The organism is Chryseobacterium gallinarum (assembly GCF_001021975.1).
Classification (GTDB): Bacteria; Bacteroidota; Bacteroidia; order Flavobacteriales; family Weeksellaceae; genus Chryseobacterium; species Chryseobacterium gallinarum.
Window position 1 is genome coordinate 934,495 of the sequence record NZ_CP009928.1, and the last position, 15,877, is coordinate 950,371.

At 34.9% G+C, this 15,877-nt stretch carries 12 protein-coding genes and 1 tRNA gene; 3 read left to right on the plus strand and 10 right to left on the minus strand.

Going from position 1 to position 15,877, the window contains the following annotated elements; genetic code table 11:
* Positions 1 to 15: 15 nt before the first annotated feature.
* Positions 16 to 411, plus strand: coding sequence for a helix-turn-helix domain-containing protein (locus tag OK18_RS04340; RefSeq protein ID WP_053327220.1), 396 nt, complete (start codon positions 16 to 18; stop codon positions 409 to 411).
* A gap of 169 nt (positions 412 to 580) precedes the next feature.
* Here OK18_RS04340 and OK18_RS04345 read toward each other — a convergent pair whose 3' ends face one another.
* Positions 581 to 877 carry an MGMT family protein gene (locus OK18_RS04345; RefSeq protein WP_050022154.1) on the minus strand — a complete coding sequence of 99 codons (297 nt, stop codon included), beginning with the start codon at positions 875 to 877 and terminating at the stop codon, positions 581 to 583.
* A 94-nt stretch (positions 878 to 971) separates the two neighbouring features.
* Between OK18_RS04345 and OK18_RS21430 the strand changes: the two genes are divergently transcribed.
* On the plus strand, positions 972 to 1,118 hold the full coding sequence (locus OK18_RS21430; protein WP_167336351.1) for a hypothetical protein: 147 nt from the start codon (positions 972 to 974) through the stop codon (positions 1,116 to 1,118).
* A gap of 434 nt (positions 1,119 to 1,552) precedes the next feature.
* Here the strand turns inward: OK18_RS21430 and OK18_RS04350 are convergent, their stop codons facing one another.
* The 5 genes from OK18_RS04350 to OK18_RS04370 all read right to left on the minus strand — a co-directional run bounded on the left by OK18_RS04350 (position 1,553) and on the right by OK18_RS04370 (position 5,698).
* The gene (locus tag OK18_RS04350; protein WP_050022155.1) at positions 1,553 to 2,527 is read right to left on the minus strand and encodes a deoxyhypusine synthase family protein; all 975 of its coding nucleotides are present in this window, start codon (positions 2,525 to 2,527) and stop codon (positions 1,553 to 1,555) included.
* A 355-nt stretch (positions 2,528 to 2,882) separates the two neighbouring features.
* Entirely contained in the window at positions 2,883 to 3,263 is a 381-nt protein-coding gene (locus tag OK18_RS04355) for a GreA/GreB family elongation factor (RefSeq protein ID WP_053327221.1), read from the minus strand.
* Between the two features lie 290 nt (positions 3,264 to 3,553).
* Positions 3,554 to 4,198: a porin family protein gene (locus OK18_RS04360; RefSeq protein ID WP_053327222.1), complete on the minus strand. Its 645-nt coding sequence runs from the start codon at positions 4,196 to 4,198 to the stop codon at positions 3,554 to 3,556.
* Between the two features lie 43 nt (positions 4,199 to 4,241).
* Positions 4,242 to 4,634, minus strand: a complete 393-nt coding sequence (gene arfB, locus OK18_RS04365; RefSeq protein ID WP_053327223.1) for an alternative ribosome rescue aminoacyl-tRNA hydrolase ArfB — start codon at positions 4,632 to 4,634, stop codon at positions 4,242 to 4,244.
* 35 nt (positions 4,635 to 4,669) lie between these two features.
* Positions 4,670 to 5,698, minus strand: coding sequence for an AMP-binding protein (locus OK18_RS04370; protein WP_053329289.1), 1,029 nt, complete (start codon positions 5,696 to 5,698; stop codon positions 4,670 to 4,672).
* A 100-nt stretch (positions 5,699 to 5,798) separates the two neighbouring features.
* On the opposite strand from OK18_RS04370, the gene OK18_RS04375 reads away from it, so the two are divergent.
* Positions 5,799 to 5,869, plus strand: a tRNA-Gln gene (locus tag OK18_RS04375).
* Between the two features lie 562 nt (positions 5,870 to 6,431).
* Here OK18_RS04375 and OK18_RS04380 read toward each other — a convergent pair.
* From OK18_RS04380 to OK18_RS04395, 4 genes are all read right to left on the minus strand, one after another.
* Positions 6,432 to 6,983, minus strand: coding sequence for a hypothetical protein (locus OK18_RS04380; protein ID WP_053327224.1), 552 nt, complete (start codon positions 6,981 to 6,983; stop codon positions 6,432 to 6,434).
* Positions 6,973 to 14,052: an RHS repeat-associated core domain-containing protein gene (locus tag OK18_RS04385; protein WP_053327225.1), complete on the minus strand. Its 7,080-nt coding sequence runs from the start codon at positions 14,050 to 14,052 to the stop codon at positions 6,973 to 6,975. The genes OK18_RS04380 and OK18_RS04385 overlap by 11 nt, the downstream gene beginning before the upstream one ends.
* Positions 14,053 to 14,144: 92 nt before the next feature.
* Positions 14,145 to 14,630 carry a hypothetical protein gene (locus OK18_RS04390; protein ID WP_050022162.1) on the minus strand — a complete coding sequence of 162 codons (486 nt, stop codon included), beginning with the start codon at positions 14,628 to 14,630 and terminating at the stop codon, positions 14,145 to 14,147.
* 2 nt (positions 14,631 to 14,632) lie between these two features.
* Complete coding sequence (locus OK18_RS04395; RefSeq protein WP_082129135.1) at positions 14,633 to 15,469, minus strand: hypothetical protein; 837 nt, start codon at positions 15,467 to 15,469, stop codon at positions 14,633 to 14,635.
* Positions 15,470 to 15,877: the final 408 nt, after the last annotated feature.

Consider the following 15,877-nt stretch of genomic DNA (forward strand, 5'->3'; position numbering starts at 1 on the left):
TATAAAATGTCGGTCATGCAAAAAGAAAAATTACGTTTCATCAGAAAGCAAAAAGGATATACGCAACAGCAGGTTGCTGATTTTATTGCGACAGATGTGTCAAACTACAGCAGAAAAGAAAGTGGTGATGTAAGGATCATCCCTGATGAATGGGAGAAAATTGCCCGTTTTTTGGATGTGCCTCTAGAGGAAATTTATGAAGAAGAGGAACCTAAGGTTGTTGTTAATAATGATCATCCAGTATTTAATGACAGTTCTTCAGGAGGAAATGGAAACTTTAATCAGTTTAATAATATTCCCGGATCAATTATTGAGAACCTTCAGGGCTATATCGCTTTATTAAAAGAAGAAAATGAAAAACTGAAAGAGGAATTGAAAGGTTCTCAAATCCCTTCAAGAACTAAGAAATAATATATTTTCAGACTCTGAAATATTATCACTTATATCAATGGTATGAGTGATTTTTTTATATATTCTTATTGATAATACTAAAGAACTTTGTGTTTACAAAAACACTCCATTTTTGCTACTAGTATACAAATTTATGCCGATATGCTGGCTAATGGTTAATGAAAAAATTTTATAGTTCATTCATCGGATCCCAGAACAGCTTTTTAAAATTCTTAATCCTTAGATTTTCCACAGTGATTCCTTCAGTTTCCAGTCTCTTCTGGAATTCCGGAACAGACAATGTCCCTGAGCTGGAAATGACACGGTGGGCAGGTACATCTTCAGGACAACCGCCCATTGCTTTCCCTACATGCCGTGAATGATTAGGATAACCTACCGCTTTGGCTATAGCGCCATACGTAGAAACCCTGCCCTTGGGAATAAGCCTTGTTACCTCATAAACCTGTTGTTTGAAAATTTCATCCATGCTTTTAGGAATTATATCAAGTTATTGTTAATAAATGTTGCATCATTTTTGGACTCTCATCTATTCAATGATGTTTCATTAAAAGAATAAAGATATGAAAAAATCATTTTTCCGATTGCTTAATGCTGTGAATAAAAAGGTTCTTCCGAAGCTGAGTAAGAAAGATCCCAATAAGCTGACAAAGATAGAAAAAGGAATTCTGGCCTACCGTTATTTTGTACTGGTTAATTCATTGGATTGATTTTATTTTTCCGCCGATGACATAGGTTTTTACAGATCCGAATGACGCTTAAATATTTGCTCGCAGATCTTGCTGATTACACAGATTTGCTGGAAATCATAAAAGCGCAAAGAGCTTCGACCAATATCATGCATATTGACACTAATGCACGAATAACATTTTTTACACACAAATAAACATCTATAATGTATTTGTGTATGCATGGCAATATTATTCAGCGGTATGCAATTTTATCGAAGATAAAATCCTTGCGCCTTAAAACATTATGCATGTAAAAGAATTGGCGCCTTTGCGATTTCCAACCCTCTATACCTTATCACAGAATCTGCCTAATCTGTAAAATTTGCGAGAGATAAAAAACTGAAAGTCTGGAAATAAAAAAGCGCTCCCAGAAATGGAAACGCTATTATTATAGTCTCGCAAAGAGTCTCTTCTTAAGAATTCTCCAGGATGTAAGAGAACATCAATGGAGCACAGATGGTTGCATCACTTTCAACGATAAATTTCGGTGTAGTGATATCCAGTTTACCCCAAGTAATTTTCTCGTTTGGAACCGCCCCTGAGTATGAACCGTAAGATGTTGTAGAATCAGAAATCTGGCAGAAATAAGACCAGAAAGGAATATCATGCATTTCCATATCCTGATATAGCATTGGCACTACACAGATAGGGAAATCTCCTGCGATACCTCCTCCGATTTGGAAGAATCCAACACCTTTACCTCCTGAGTTTTTAGTATACCAATCTGCAAGGTAAGTCATGTACTCAATACCTGATTTCATGGTAGAAGGCTTAAGCTCTCCTTTGATACAGTAAGAAGCGAAAATATTACCCATGGTAGAATCTTCCCATCCCGGAACTACGATTGGTAAATTAGCCTCGGCAGCAGCAATCATCCAGGAGTTTTCTCTCGGAATTTCATAATACTGCTCTAAAACTCCGGAAAGGATCATTTTGTACATATATTCGTGTGGAAAATATCTTTCTCCTTTTGCTTCGGCATCCTTCCAGATTTCAACGATATGTTTTTGTAATCTTCTGAATGCTTCTTCTTCAGGGATACAGGTATCTGTAACTCTGTTTAGTCCTCTTTCCAACAGATCCCATTCTTCTTGCGGAGTAAGGTCTCTGTAATGAGGAACTCTTTCATAATGTGAATGAGCCACAAGGTTCATCAGGTCTTCTTCAAGGTTAGCTCCTGTACAAGAGATAAAGTCTACTTTACCCTGACGGATCATTTCTGCAAGAATTTTACCTAACTCAGCAGTAGACATTGCCCCTGCCAGAGTGATCATCATTTTTCCACCATCTTTAAGGTGTGCTACATATCCTTTTGAAGCATCTACCAACGCTGCTGCATTGAAATGCAGGTAATATTTCTCTATAAATTCAGAAATTGGTTTGTTCATTTTTTTAATTTTTGCAAAGATAAAACTTAAAAATGGATTGCGGCTTATGCACTTGCAGAAAGTCTCACAGAGGAGTTATTTTTTATCATTTGTTAAATGAGACGAGGCTAAGACCAATAAAATGGAACATAACGATATTAATTTATTTTTCCCAGATACAGATTAAACAGATATGATAAAATATATTATGCGCTCAATTTTATCAAGGAGAAAATATTGTGTTCTTAAATGATCTTCATATCTGAAATCTTTACTCATTTTTCAATATTTATACGTATCCCGGAAACAGAAAACGCAGTCCAAATGGACTACGTTTTCTCATAAATTCAACCTATATGTAGCATTCAGGAAAGTTTTATCCTTCCCAGGTTTCTACTTTTACAATTTCAATTTTTCTCTCGCCATCTTTAAAAGGCCAATTGATAATATCCCCTACTTTATATCCCACTACTGCCAGTGCAATATTGGAAAGGATAGAGTGTTTATTTTTCTTAAGCTTTTCTTTGGTAGACGGTACAAAAATATATTCGTGCTCCTGGCCCAGGGTATGGTCTTTTAAAGTTACTTTTCTGTTAACTGTAACGATATCTTCAGGCAGTTCCCTTCTCAGTACCTGCCTGGCTTTCCTTAATTCTTCTGTAAGTCTTTTTTCTTCTTCAATGCTAACTTTTTTCCTTCTTAATGTATCCTTAATAGCATCGTAAATCCCGGTAGTTACAATAATATGATCTGACATTTGTTCAGTTTTTAAATGAGGATGCGAATATTTCCGATGATCCAATGTAGAAGCCAGGCATTAATAACCTCCTTCTCTGGAAAACCGCAAAATGATAAATAAAAAATCCGGAATGATTCCCTGCCTTGGATCCTGACAGGGCTTAATTGATAAAGTCTTTAGAACTTTTCAGGAAAGAATCTGTGTGTAAATAGAGCAATGACAGCAACAACCCCGTTCCTCTGCGTTCTGCCGAAAAAAAGATTGTTGCTGTCATGATATTGTTATTTTAATTCTAACAAATATAGAACTTAAAAATGGAATGTAGCGACTCCGCTTAAGGAAACACGGGTTAATCCCTCTTTTTCCTTATCACCAAAGTTTACGGTTGTCCCGTTAATCGTCATTTTATTTAATGTTCCTGCCGTTACACTCAGTTTTGGTCCTATAAAAATATTTTTTGAAAGTGCATATTGGTAACCAAAACCGGCATCCAGGCCAAGATTAGAGCCAGTACCTTTTACATTTCCGGTTTTTGTAGTATAGGAAATAACCCCTAATGCTACATCAAAAAACAATTTATGATTGGTAGGTTCATTATAGTTGGAATACATGATGGAAGGCCCGAAGAATGTAATATTATCATTTGTACTCACCGGAACAGAAACATAATATCCCTGGGAATTGCGTGCAGATAATATTCCATTGCTTGAAGCACTGTAGTTGGAAAATTTTAATCCGATTCCAATATTTCTAAGGTGATAATAAGCAGAAAGATCAATATGAAGACCACTTTTTAACCCTTTAATATAATTTCTTTCTTCTCTTGAAAGTCCGGAAGGAGTTTCTGCAATTCTCCATCCATATCCTACTGATGGGATGAATGAAAATTTTTGTTGAGCAAAAGAAAATAAAGAAGTCGAAATAGCTCCTGATAGAAGTAGTTTTTTTATCATTTTGAAAATTTCGACAAAAATAAGATTTTCTATTAACAGTTTACTACAATTTAAATCTTCTGTTTTCCTTTTTATCAGAAAGCTTTTTTTTGTTATCCAATCTTTTTTGTTTTTGGGCTTTTGAAGGTTTTGTAGCGGTTCTTTTTTTAGGAATAACCAATGCTTTATTAACCAGTTCGATTATCTTATCAATCGCTTTATTTTTATTCATCAGCTGGGTTCTGCTTTCAGAAACGTTCAGGAATAAAAAGCCTTCTGCATTGATCCTGTTTTTAAGTTTATGCTGAATTAATAGTTTTTCTTCTTCATTGAAAAATTCAGATGCTCCGACATTCCAAAGAACGGTAACAGCGGTCTCCACTTTGTTGACGTTTTGCCCTCCTGCTCCACTGCTTCTGGAAGTTTTAAAACTAAGTTCTTTTGAAAAGTTTTTCATTGTATCAGATTTTGAATTCAGTGGTTTAAATGAAATTATCTGTTTTCATTAATAATTTTATGGAGTTCAATTCTGTTGACTTTCCCATTAGGAGTTCTTGGCATTTCATTGATAAAAATAATTTCTTTTGGCCTATGAAATTTTTTTTCAAATGGAAGTTCAGAAATAATTTTTCTGACAGACTCTGATTCACTTCCTTCTATGACCACCAGCAATTTCTGTCCCAAACTCTCATCTTTTACTCCAACAAAAACAACTTCATTTGAAATTTCTCTTTTTGCCAGAGCTTCAAGTTCTTCCGGAAAAATTTTCGCTCCACCTGAGTTGATCACGTTATCTATTCGTCCTAAAAACCTGAATTGATTATTATTTTTAATTTCAACTAAATCATTAGTATGAAGAACTTCGGCATTTACATTGGGGGCAAATATTTTTAAACAATCTCTTTCATCTAAAGAAACAGATACATTTTCAAAAGCTGTAAAATATTCTTCCGGTTCCGGCATCAATTGTTTTAGAGCAATATGAGAAAGGGTCTCTGACATTCCATACGTTTCAAAAATACGATTGGAGGTGCTAAGCTTCATTTGATGAATTTTATTTTTCAGGCTTTCAGAAACGGCCGCTCCTCCAATAATCAGGTTTTTGACCAGATAGAGCTTGTCCAGGGAATTTTCCACCTGGAGAGGTGTCATGGCACAAAAGTCTATTTCATCTTTCAAGTTTTCCAAAGGCCGTAAAGAGGGTTCTGAAATAAATAATCTTAATTTCCGTTCAATAGATCGCACGATCATCATTTTCCCTGAAATATATTCTACCGGCAAACATAATAATGCTGTATCTTCTTTTTTTAAGTCCAAGAAATTGCAGGTCATCACTGCTGAATTGATCATTTTGTTTTTCTCAATCTCAAAAATTTTAGGAGTTCCGGTAGAGCCTGAGGTCTGTACTTTTACCGTATTTCCATCAGAGTACCATTCTTCCAGGAATGCCTCCACTTTTTTTTCAAATCCGGTATTGAAAGATAATTGATTAATATTGAGATTATTGAAGTCTATCAGCATGTTTTCCATGAATAAATTCTACAGTAAATTTAAAAAAAATTTCAAAAAGTTCTTGTAAATAAAGAAAAAAGCTTTAAATTTGCACCACTAAAACAAACAGAGACCCATGGTGTAGCGGTAACACTACTGATTTTGGTTCAGTCATCTGGGGTTCGAATCCCTGTGGGTCTACAAACCATCCTTTTTTAAGGGTGGTTTTTTTGTTAAATCAGAGTTGCTTAGGATCAGGTAAAAATTTGAGGATTGGAATAGAATAATGGATCAAGCGCAAAAGTTGTGGTCTTATAATATTTAGATCTATTTAATTTTTAAAATTCACGCAAAGGTTTCTTTTTAATTACTCTTATTTTAAAATGAATCGATTTTTAATCGCTTCTGAAGATTTTTATGGAAAGAACATTTTATTTACATGAAAAGTTCCCCACAAATGCGGGGAACTTCTTTAAAGTTTCAAAAATACTGTATTAGATTTTAGTTTTCCTTAAACAATTTTAGTAGATTAAAAAATACAGAACTCTGTGTAAGGACCTAACTTAATTAAGCCTTGATTACTTTTTAAAATAAAAACAAATAGTTTTCATTCGTATTATTTTTAAGCTCAATTTTCACAGAATCAGCAACAGATATTGATCCACTTAACCTCAAAATTATTTTTTTGCAGGAGACGAAAATAGCTGCTATTAAAATTAAAAACAGTTTTTTCATGCTTATTTAATTATGATTCAACCTTCATCTATTTCCTCATTAAACTTATCTGAATAAAAAAAGTATTAGATTCAATAGGGTTTTTCAACCTAACGGAATCACCAATTTTATCAAAATCGTATAAAATGATTTTTGATTTTAATGAAAATAATTTTGATTTTTTTTCTACATGATAAGTTTTCTGTAAATTGAATGAAAATTGTCTCTTTTCATGGGGTTTCAATTTCGTTTTAAATGGTTTTATATAGTTATCCAATTTGATATTTCCATAAAAACCATATCCCCCCGAGCAATCTTGGCAAATACCAATTAATTCATCTGTATAATATTTTTCAGGTAGTTCAACACACAAATTAGGCCTCAGAAAAGTATTTGTCCATATATCTTCTTTGGAGCAGGCAAAATGTATTGCCTCTGTATCTATATATATAACTTTTTCATCTGAAGTAGTATTTATAATGTCTAAATTTACCATGCCTGGTGCTTTTGATTTTGCAAAAATCTTAATACCATTATTTATTTGAGATGGTATTAGCAAAGGAAATAATAACATTATAATAATAACAAACTTAATACCCATAGCTTTTTTTAAAATTTTTAAATACGCTTGTTGGATCTCCCAAATCGTAAATGAACTTATAGGCTCTTTCTTCGAGCTTATATTTCATTAAATTAACACTTGGTAATGCCTTATTATTTTTTCGATAGTTCAAAAAATAACTGGTTGCCCTTCCCGAGTAATAATCAGCAACATGATAGTATTCGTGTAAAATGGCTTTCCCTAAAGCATAATTAGATTGAAATGCTTGTTTGAAAAAAGTTATTCCAACTTTTCCGATCTTTCCTGTATCTGCCCCTATTCCTCCAATAGGTTTGGTTTCCGCTGCAAACTCAGAATTGGTAGTTAAATCTATATCTACAGCAGCCTTACCTTCATATTTTTTCATATCGGAAGTAAACAAGTCATGCACTTCCCCTTTAATGGAATTTACTGAATCCATATTTGCTTCAGGAACGCCATCAGGATCGGATAAGGCATTTCTAATCTTATTGTTTTCCTCTATCTCATGCAATCCATGATTTAATCCTGCAACAATTCCTCCAATCACAGCTCCCTGCCAGAAGTTTCCTCCGGTCAGTTCAGAACCAATACCTCCAGCTACTGCTCCAAAAGCAATTTTTCCTAATGCAGAGTTTGCCACACCTTTTGCAACAGCTCCAAATGCGCTAGCTCCTAAGCTTCCTAATGCCCCAGAAATAAGTGCCTGGTGGAAAGATCCTCCCTGCATCAATGATAATGTTCCCTGTGCAATACCATGGGCAGCAGCCTGTACAAATACGGTACCTACCTTTCCTAGACTATCCGCTAATGCAGTAGCAACCTGCACTCCTTCTTTGACAACGGAGAATATGCTTCCTATTCCAAAAGTTACAGCTCCTGATATGGCTCCAAATATAGTAGATTTAAAAATTCCCAGCAAAGTAATACTTTGACCTGTAATCAAAGAACTTACAATATAAGCCACTGTTCCTATAAACGCACCAATAATCACAGCTGACAATAACGGAACTAACCCGAAAATTTCACCACTAGGATCATTATATAATAAAGGATTGTTCATTACATATCCATACTTATTATAATTTTGAGTATTATAAGGATCCTGAATATTCTCGTCTGCATTTAAAAATCTTCTCAATAAAGGATCATATAACCTTCCATTCATATGGATAATTCCTACTTCCATGAAGTGCTCATGCGAAGTATACCCTCTTTCCAATAATAACCCTCCGGTATTAGCAATCTCTTTAATTCTATTAGCATCGGTCTCTATTGGTCCGTTTCCTATCTGAAGATGAGTGAAGTTCCCCCATGCATCAAAGTGTCTCTGTTCTAACTTATTTCCTGTTTCATCACTGATCGCTAAGATGCTTCCTAAATAATCTTTGTGTAAGAATTTATAAGAGCCATTGCTTTCTGTATAGTTCTTGACAAAAATAATACTACTTTCATAGGGTGTTCCACCAATATAAAGAATATGTTTTTCTTTACCTGTTGCATTATCTCTTACTACTTCAAAACTTCCGTCTTCATTGTAGAATTTGGTGAATTTACCATCTGCATCAGTACTAAAGTTGCCTCCATAAGTAACTCTTTGTCTCATTGATGTTAATCCATACTGAAACGCTACATCTCCTTTTTCTCCATCAATAAATACAGGATCATTATTTTCGTTATAAACAATACTTTGGATCAGATCATTAGTATAATTCTGAATTCCTGCAGCATTAAGGGTCATTCCTGTCGGTTGATATATCTTCGCAGAATTTTCAAATTTAATTTTTCCAACCTGATCGTTTTCAAGGATTCTCCCTTTGGCATCATAAACATTTAGCAATGCATTTTGCGTCTTAACTCCTGTTACAGGATTCGTCCAGTTAACCAGCCTGTTGTTGTCATCATAGTCAAATGATTCTGTAATATTAAAGTCTCCTCCGGTAACCCTGCTTTTTAATTCATTTTTAATAGCATCAAATGAATAGGTTAGTTGTAAAATGTTTTGTTTAACCTGTGAAGAATGATTAACACTTGTTAAGAACCCATTATTATCATACATATTGTTAACGTCTGCCGCTCCCAATCTGGATTGAAGAACCTGCCCTTTTGCATTAGCGCTCTTCAGCTCCCATAATACTTTCCCAGAATTCTTATCTTTTACTTGGTATAAATCTCCACTCCAGGCACTATAAACATTTTCAAGATTTACCTTTGTAAGGACTCCGGAAGAATACAATTGTTTTTCATAAGACATTATTCTTCCTTTATCATCATAAGTTATCCCTTTCTGAATGAAATATTTTTCATTGCTGCTTTCTGATGTTGAAAGAACTCTTCCCTGAGGATCATAAGCTATATTTGAGCTGTATGCTTTGCCTTTGGAGGTTCCTGACTTTGAAATCATCCTTCCTTTGTCATCATAAGTAAAAGCAATTGTTTTATTGGTAGCCTGCCCACCATCTACGGTAGAAATTTCTTTCTGAGAAATAAGCTGACCTAAATTGTTATAAACATACTCTTTGGTTCCTTTAGGACTAATAATTTTTTTAATTTGACCAAAACCATTATATTCATATTTATAAATTCCATTAGATGGATCACTGAATTCTATTTTTCTACCCCAATCATCATACTTTGTCGTTACAATATTTTCTGCATACTGGGCTTTAATCTGCTTTCCGGCTGCATTATAAGTAAAGTTAATAACTCCACCTTTATCAGAGGTCGAAATTACATTTCCTAAAGCATCTAATGTTTTCGTTGTCGCTCTTCCATAACCATTATCTTCTTTAACAGTTGTTGTCAGACCTGCTACAGTACTGATTACCTTTTTACCAGTGAATGAAGTGAGTGTTGTCTTGGCGGGAAATACGGAATCATCGTATTCTATAGTATTCCATTGAGACGGAGACTGATCTTCAAAATAGGGTTCAGTTTCTACTACCTTTCTTCCAAGGATATCATATTGAATATCTTTAGCAACATACTGCCCTTGTCCAAAAGCTTTTGTTACAATCTTAAACTCCTGTCCCAACTTATTGGTAGTCTTCTTTGAGATATTTCCATTAGGATCATATTGAATAACCGTTGCATTTCCATAATCATCCATGGTATACTGATAATTGGTTATCCCATCCAAGTTTGTTTTTGCAGTCAGTATTTTACCCCATTTGTCATAAGTATTTACTGATGTATTTCCAAGTGCGTCTGTTTGGGTAAGGATTTGTCCCCAATCGTTATAAGTAATATTGGTTTCTAAACCTAAGTTGTCTGTTTTCTTTATTACAAATCTTCCTAAAGCATCATATTGGGTTTTGTTAGTCTGAGTTTGGCCGTCATTCGATGTAATCGTTTTTCCTACCACGTTCCCAAAACCATCATAGACATAATCTTCCAGCATATAATTATTGGAATCGTTTCCAACACTTGTCTTTAAAGTCTTCAGCTTATTATCTTCATAAGTATATTGCTCAATATTCTTAGCGGTACTGGAATAAGCTGCATTTTCCTCTGTCTTTTTAGATAAACGGCCAATATAATAGTCTTTTCCTGTTCCATTCGGGTTATGTGCATATTCAATTTGTGTTGTTTTTGTTGCAAAACCGTTATTGATACTCGATACGGTTTGTGAAGCCAGGTAGTAATTTCCATAGGAAATTGTATTGGTAGTCAACACATTGGTTAAAAAGTCTTTAATCTTTGTCGCAACAGGTACAGTAGCCGTTACTACCTTGGATTGATCGGCTGCAGGAATATTAGCAACTACCTGATTATTGATTAGCTTATCCGTTTTATATACTGTAGACTTAAAGCTTAACAATTGGGTATTATTCTCAGAAAGATCATCCGGGAATACTTTTGAATCATCATTAGTTCTTATCGACCATTCTTTTACAGGCACTCCATCGTTAAGCGGATCCATTTCCTGTCCGGTCCAGATTTTTGTATTTTCTTTACCGATCGCGTACAAAGAAGAACGGGCTGACTGTCGGAATCCGACAATTCCTTTTCCTGTAAAATGAGTTAAAAATCCCCTGTATCTGAAATCCTGGATTAATGTTCCTGCATAGGTGTATTGCTTTAACTGGGATACAGCCAAAGATAATGGCATTTGCTCCAATTCATAATAAGGATATAACTCTTTTTTGATAGGTTTATAGAAATTAGCATCAGTTTTTGAATTCAATTCCTGATAAACCAACTCTGTAATGACTCCTCCTTGCTTGATATTTTTAACTCTGGCAAGAGCCGGGACATAAGGATAATTATACTGGATAACATGATTATAAGGACATCCTACTACACCAGCACAGTCATCTGGTCTTCCCATTAAGATAATCTGTTGATTATCCCTGTTTAATGAGAGATTACTAAACGGAATTACTTTTTCATTGAAATTTTTCTTCCAGTCTCTGGTTCTGTAAAAATTAATATTACTGTTTGTTTCAATTATAGCAGTATTCTCTATGTTATCATTAGAAGGAATTGAGTTCCAGGGCCAGCTTGTTCCCACAGGAGGATTATAAACAATTCCCTTGTTGGATGCTCCCGGTAGTTTATTTACTGAATATACTGTGACATGAGTTTTAGTCCATTCCTGGTCATGATGTGCATTCCATTGATGATCATTGATAAGAACGTTAGAAACCAACACTTCAGATTTACCATCTCCATCCAAGTCAGCCGTATTGTATTGGAAGTATCTGTTGACTCCGCTGGTACAGCTTTTCTCAAACCAGGTATTATGCGTATCTTTACTAATTGTTTCTGTTCCTGAATAGTAGAAAATAAAATTATTAATATAAGATTGCTTCAGCTGCTTTCCATCGGAAATAAATAAATTCCAATTGTAGGATTTATTAGCTTGCGGAACCAATATATCCACTTTACTATCCCCGTTGAAGTCTCCATATAAAGCACCATGGAAAAACCCGCTTAATGTCTGACCTGTAAAGTTGGCAACATTGACTGTTGTATAGCCTCCAGTTTCTGTTTTTTGAATATTGAACACCCTGGTCATTTCTCCAGTTGATAAATTTAGCCAGATGATATCCTGTATCCCATCTCCATTAAGATCAGCAAATTGTACTTTTCTATTCGCTGTACCATACCTTTCTTCATACTTATAGATACTTTGATCTGAACTTAAATTCTCATCAAGATCAAATAAAATAGAAGAACCATATTGCGTCGTGGTAATTCCTCCCGGGTTTATGATCTTCACATTTTCAGTATTCTCCGATTGAACACTACCTGTAAATTCTGTATTCGTAGAATCGATAGACGGCTCTAAAATATGAGGAGCCGGTTCTTCTGTTAAAGTACCCCCTGTTTTTAGTGGAACAGTAGGATCTACAGGATTAAGTATATCAGGGTCTGTACATGTTTTTGATCTCGAAAAACTAATCAGTAATTCTGATATTCCATCTCCATTATAATCATAGCTTGTAAATTCAGGCATCATAATTCCTGAATAGGTACACCAATATCCCGGATCATCTTCGTCACCATCATTCATTGTATATTGGTCATAAGAAAGACGCTTGGTATACTCAAGATTGAATTTATAGTTTTGAAGATCCACAGAATACACCTGCAACTCATAATCAGACTTAGCCGCACTTGGAGTATTTAGTTTATGAGGAATTACAATTCCAACACTGTTTTTCACCATATTATTTTTCTTAAAAACAATAGGTGCTCCTTTAGCAAATTCAGCTTCGGTAAAACTTCCCAATGGATACTGTAATGGAACCGGAGGGACAGATTTATATACAGAACTTCTAAAAATCAATGATCCTACCGGTCCTGATGGCGTAGATCCCGGATTGGGTAAAAATTCTAAATAATCAGTAATCCCATCCATATTAAAATCCCCGTATTTTTTTGTATTTGTGGTGGCTACATCACTTTCTCTGCTATTTTCTTCATTTCCAGCAGCTGCCGGTTCATACACAATTTCTACAGGATTAGCAGCTTCATCAGCTGCATTATATTCAGTAATTTTATTAACGAACTGATAGCTTGTACCATTATCAGTATACTCTACTCCATATTTTTTAAATGGGTTTCCATTAGAAGTGACAATAATCTCTTTTAATATCTTATTCTGGTTATATTTATAACCCTGAAGGTAATTCACTTCAGTAAATCCTCTGTCACTATAATTGAATTGAATTCCGTTATAATGAGGTTTATTCAAGATTTCATTTCCTCCCCAAGCAATATAGGATATTCTCGATACGCCGCCTGTTACTTCTCTAAAGCCCCCATTACTACCATTATATTCATAATTATAGGTAATATAATTTCCTTGTGCATCCTTCCATTTGGTAATATTATAATCTAAAGTTGGAGTAGATCCTCCACCTATAAATCCGTCTGAGAATGTTCTTTCGTATTTGGCTTGCGAACCGTCTTCAAAAGTCACTTCCCAATAATCCGGTCCGGATATTCCCAACGTATTTCCTACAGATCTGATTTTAGCATTAGAATATTTTTCTGTATAATATTCTGCTCCATCTTTTCCATATTCACCGGATTTTAAAATTAACCTTTGTCCGTTAAAACTATAAACATCAGAATAATCCAGCTGAATTCCTTTGCTAGCTCCGTCTCTTTCAATATTCTTTGATATTCTTGAAATTGCCGTAATTCCGGAAATATTCCAGCCATACCCCGCAATTCCATTTCCTGAACCACTGGTATATACCAAATTTACTTGCGGAGCCACACTTTTCACTCCCGGCGGTAAGGCAATAGGCAAAGTAAATTCTAATTGTCCTGTTCCGGTAACTTCTATGTTTCCCTTTGTATCATGAAAACTCTTTCCCGCAGGAGCAGATGTTCCGTTTGGATTACCAGATCCTGCATTTGAATTTGTTGGCCCTCCGCCCGGATTTTCCGTGGCTGGACCTATTTTCGCCACAAACGGATTTGAAACATCCGATTTGGCATGAAATCCCTGTGCCATGACCACCGTCTGCGGATCCTGTACCGTCCGCGAGGTAGATTCTGCCTGGTAGAGTATGGTCTGTGAAAAGCCCCATACCGAACACAAAGACAACATCAATGATGAGAAAAATTTCATTGTTATTAGTTTTTATAATTAATTGAAAAATAGTTCGATAACCTTGAAAGAATATTTAATCTTTCAATTTTAATCTGTAAATTATTCTGTTTTTACCTTTTAGTTACGTTTCTTCCAAAGACCCTTCCATCTTTTAAGGTAAAGCGAAGAATATAAACACCCCAATCATACCCGGTCATGTTGATCTTTATCTTACGACCTAAATCCGGTGAATTCTGCTGCTGGAATTTCCAGTGGACCGTACTATGCTGGTAAAGTGAAACAGACTCTATTAATCCATCTACTTCTTCGGTCCAGTCGATGGTTAAGTAATCATTCACCGGAACAGGATAAAGTCTGATCTGTTTCCAGAATGTTTTTTCATCAATAGCAGGCGCTTGCAGGGTAACTGTGGCTACTTTAGCCTCCTCCCGGACTGCAACTTCTTTCGGGGCAATATCCTGAGTCTTTTTTCCCGCCACATCGGTTCCTCTGTACCGTTGGTTTCCCGCTTCATCATACTTGAAATAGACTTCGGTTTGTGAAAACCCCAAAAAGCCTATCAAAAGAGAAGAGAGGGATAGTAATTTCTTTTTCATGGTTATTTTTTTTGAAAGTTCAATAGCTGCTGGACCTGTTTCTCTAATTGATTAATCTTTTCAGACTGAGATTTCAGGGTTTTGTTCTCTTCCTGCAGCTGATTTATTTTTTTATTTTGTTCAATGGAATACAGGGTAAGTTCTTCTATTTTCTGTAATAGTTTAATCTGAAATTCGCCCACATTTACTCCTTCTTTTTCCATTACTTTTGCTGAAGCAATTTCCGGAAGATGTTTCTTTTGTTTAATATGCTTTTCGACATCTTCTAATTTGGGAAGATCATAATTGTCTTCAAATACAAAATCTGCTGTTGGGCTTAGCGTTACTTTAATTTCTTTCACCTCAAATTTTCCATTGAGTAAAGCATTTCCATTCTCTCCGTTCATAACAAAAGATTTCCCCCAATCCCAATCATTATCAGCAGTATTTCTTGGGGCAATATGAAGGGTTCTTCTTGTATCATCAGGCGTATGGAAAATCCAGGAATTACTTCCAGAACTTATAAAATCCGAAAATCTGGCATTACCATTGACATCAAGTCTGGTTAAAGGTGAGGATGTTCCTATTCCAACATCTCCATTCTCATTGACTACCAGTTTGCGATTTTGATGATCTCCTTTAGAAACTATCCATTGAGAACCGTGCAGGTCTCCGAAAAACCACCCGTTATCTCCATTGAGGCTCTGCGTCTGAATACCTCTTGTAAAACCACCTATATCTGTATTTCTTTTTAAATACAATGTAGGTGAATAGCTTTGTACTGTAACTTCAGAAAATGTTGTTTGTGAAAACATCAATGACGAAATCAAGACAGCTATGGCTAATAATTTTTGTTTCATGTTTTTTTTTGATGTTAAAAGTTGTTGTATTTAATAGCTTTCTTTTCTTTCTATTAATTCCGGAGCTTCTTATTAGAAATATATCCATAAGAGAAAGAGCCTTAATCTTTTGAAAAAGGTATATTATGCTGCATTAGTATCTGCTGTTCGCTATAATTTCAGGGGGATTATTAATAATTTTGTTCTCATAGGTTTTTGATTAGTTTTTCAGAGTGCAATTTAATAAAATCATATTAATGGGACTAATACAAATCATTTTTCCTTTAAAAAATAAGGGCCCCATCTCATTATGAGGTGGGTTTGATTATTTCTGATAAGTACCAACATATTTTTTATTTGGTTTTAAATATACAAAGAAGCTATCCCCTTTACGGTGGATAGCTTCTAAGTGTTAAGGTATAAGAAATA

What these genes read in the sequence shown, in the direction of transcription:
- OK18_RS21430 (WP_167336351.1), top strand. Translation starts at nt 972, where the DNA reads ATGAAAAAATCATTTTTCCGATTGCTTAATGCTGTGAATAAAAAGGTT.
- OK18_RS04380 (WP_053327224.1), bottom strand. Translation starts at nt 6,983, where the DNA reads ATGGGTATTAAGTTTGTTATTATTATAATGTTATTATTTCCTTTGCTA.
- arfB (WP_053327223.1), bottom strand. Translation starts at nt 4,634, where the DNA reads ATGAAAAACTTTTCAAAAGAACTTAGTTTTAAAACTTCCAGAAGCAGT.
- OK18_RS04395 (WP_082129135.1), bottom strand. Translation starts at nt 15,469, where the DNA reads ATGAAACAAAAATTATTAGCCATAGCTGTCTTGATTTCGTCATTGATG.
- OK18_RS04370 (WP_053329289.1), bottom strand. Translation starts at nt 5,698, where the DNA reads ATGCTGATAGACTTCAATAATCTCAATATTAATCAATTATCTTTCAAT.
- OK18_RS04350 (WP_050022155.1), bottom strand. Translation starts at nt 2,527, where the DNA reads ATGAACAAACCAATTTCTGAATTTATAGAGAAATATTACCTGCATTTC.
- OK18_RS04385 (WP_053327225.1), bottom strand. Translation starts at nt 14,052, where the DNA reads ATGAAATTTTTCTCATCATTGATGTTGTCTTTGTGTTCGGTATGGGGC.
- OK18_RS04345 (WP_050022154.1), bottom strand. Translation starts at nt 877, where the DNA reads ATGGATGAAATTTTCAAACAACAGGTTTATGAGGTAACAAGGCTTATT.
- OK18_RS04340 (WP_053327220.1), top strand. Translation starts at nt 16, where the DNA reads ATGCAAAAAGAAAAATTACGTTTCATCAGAAAGCAAAAAGGATATACG.
- OK18_RS04355 (WP_053327221.1), bottom strand. Translation starts at nt 3,263, where the DNA reads ATGTCAGATCATATTATTGTAACTACCGGGATTTACGATGCTATTAAG.
- OK18_RS04360 (WP_053327222.1), bottom strand. Translation starts at nt 4,198, where the DNA reads ATGATAAAAAAACTACTTCTATCAGGAGCTATTTCGACTTCTTTATTT.
- OK18_RS04390 (WP_050022162.1), bottom strand. Translation starts at nt 14,630, where the DNA reads ATGAAAAAGAAATTACTATCCCTCTCTTCTCTTTTGATAGGCTTTTTG.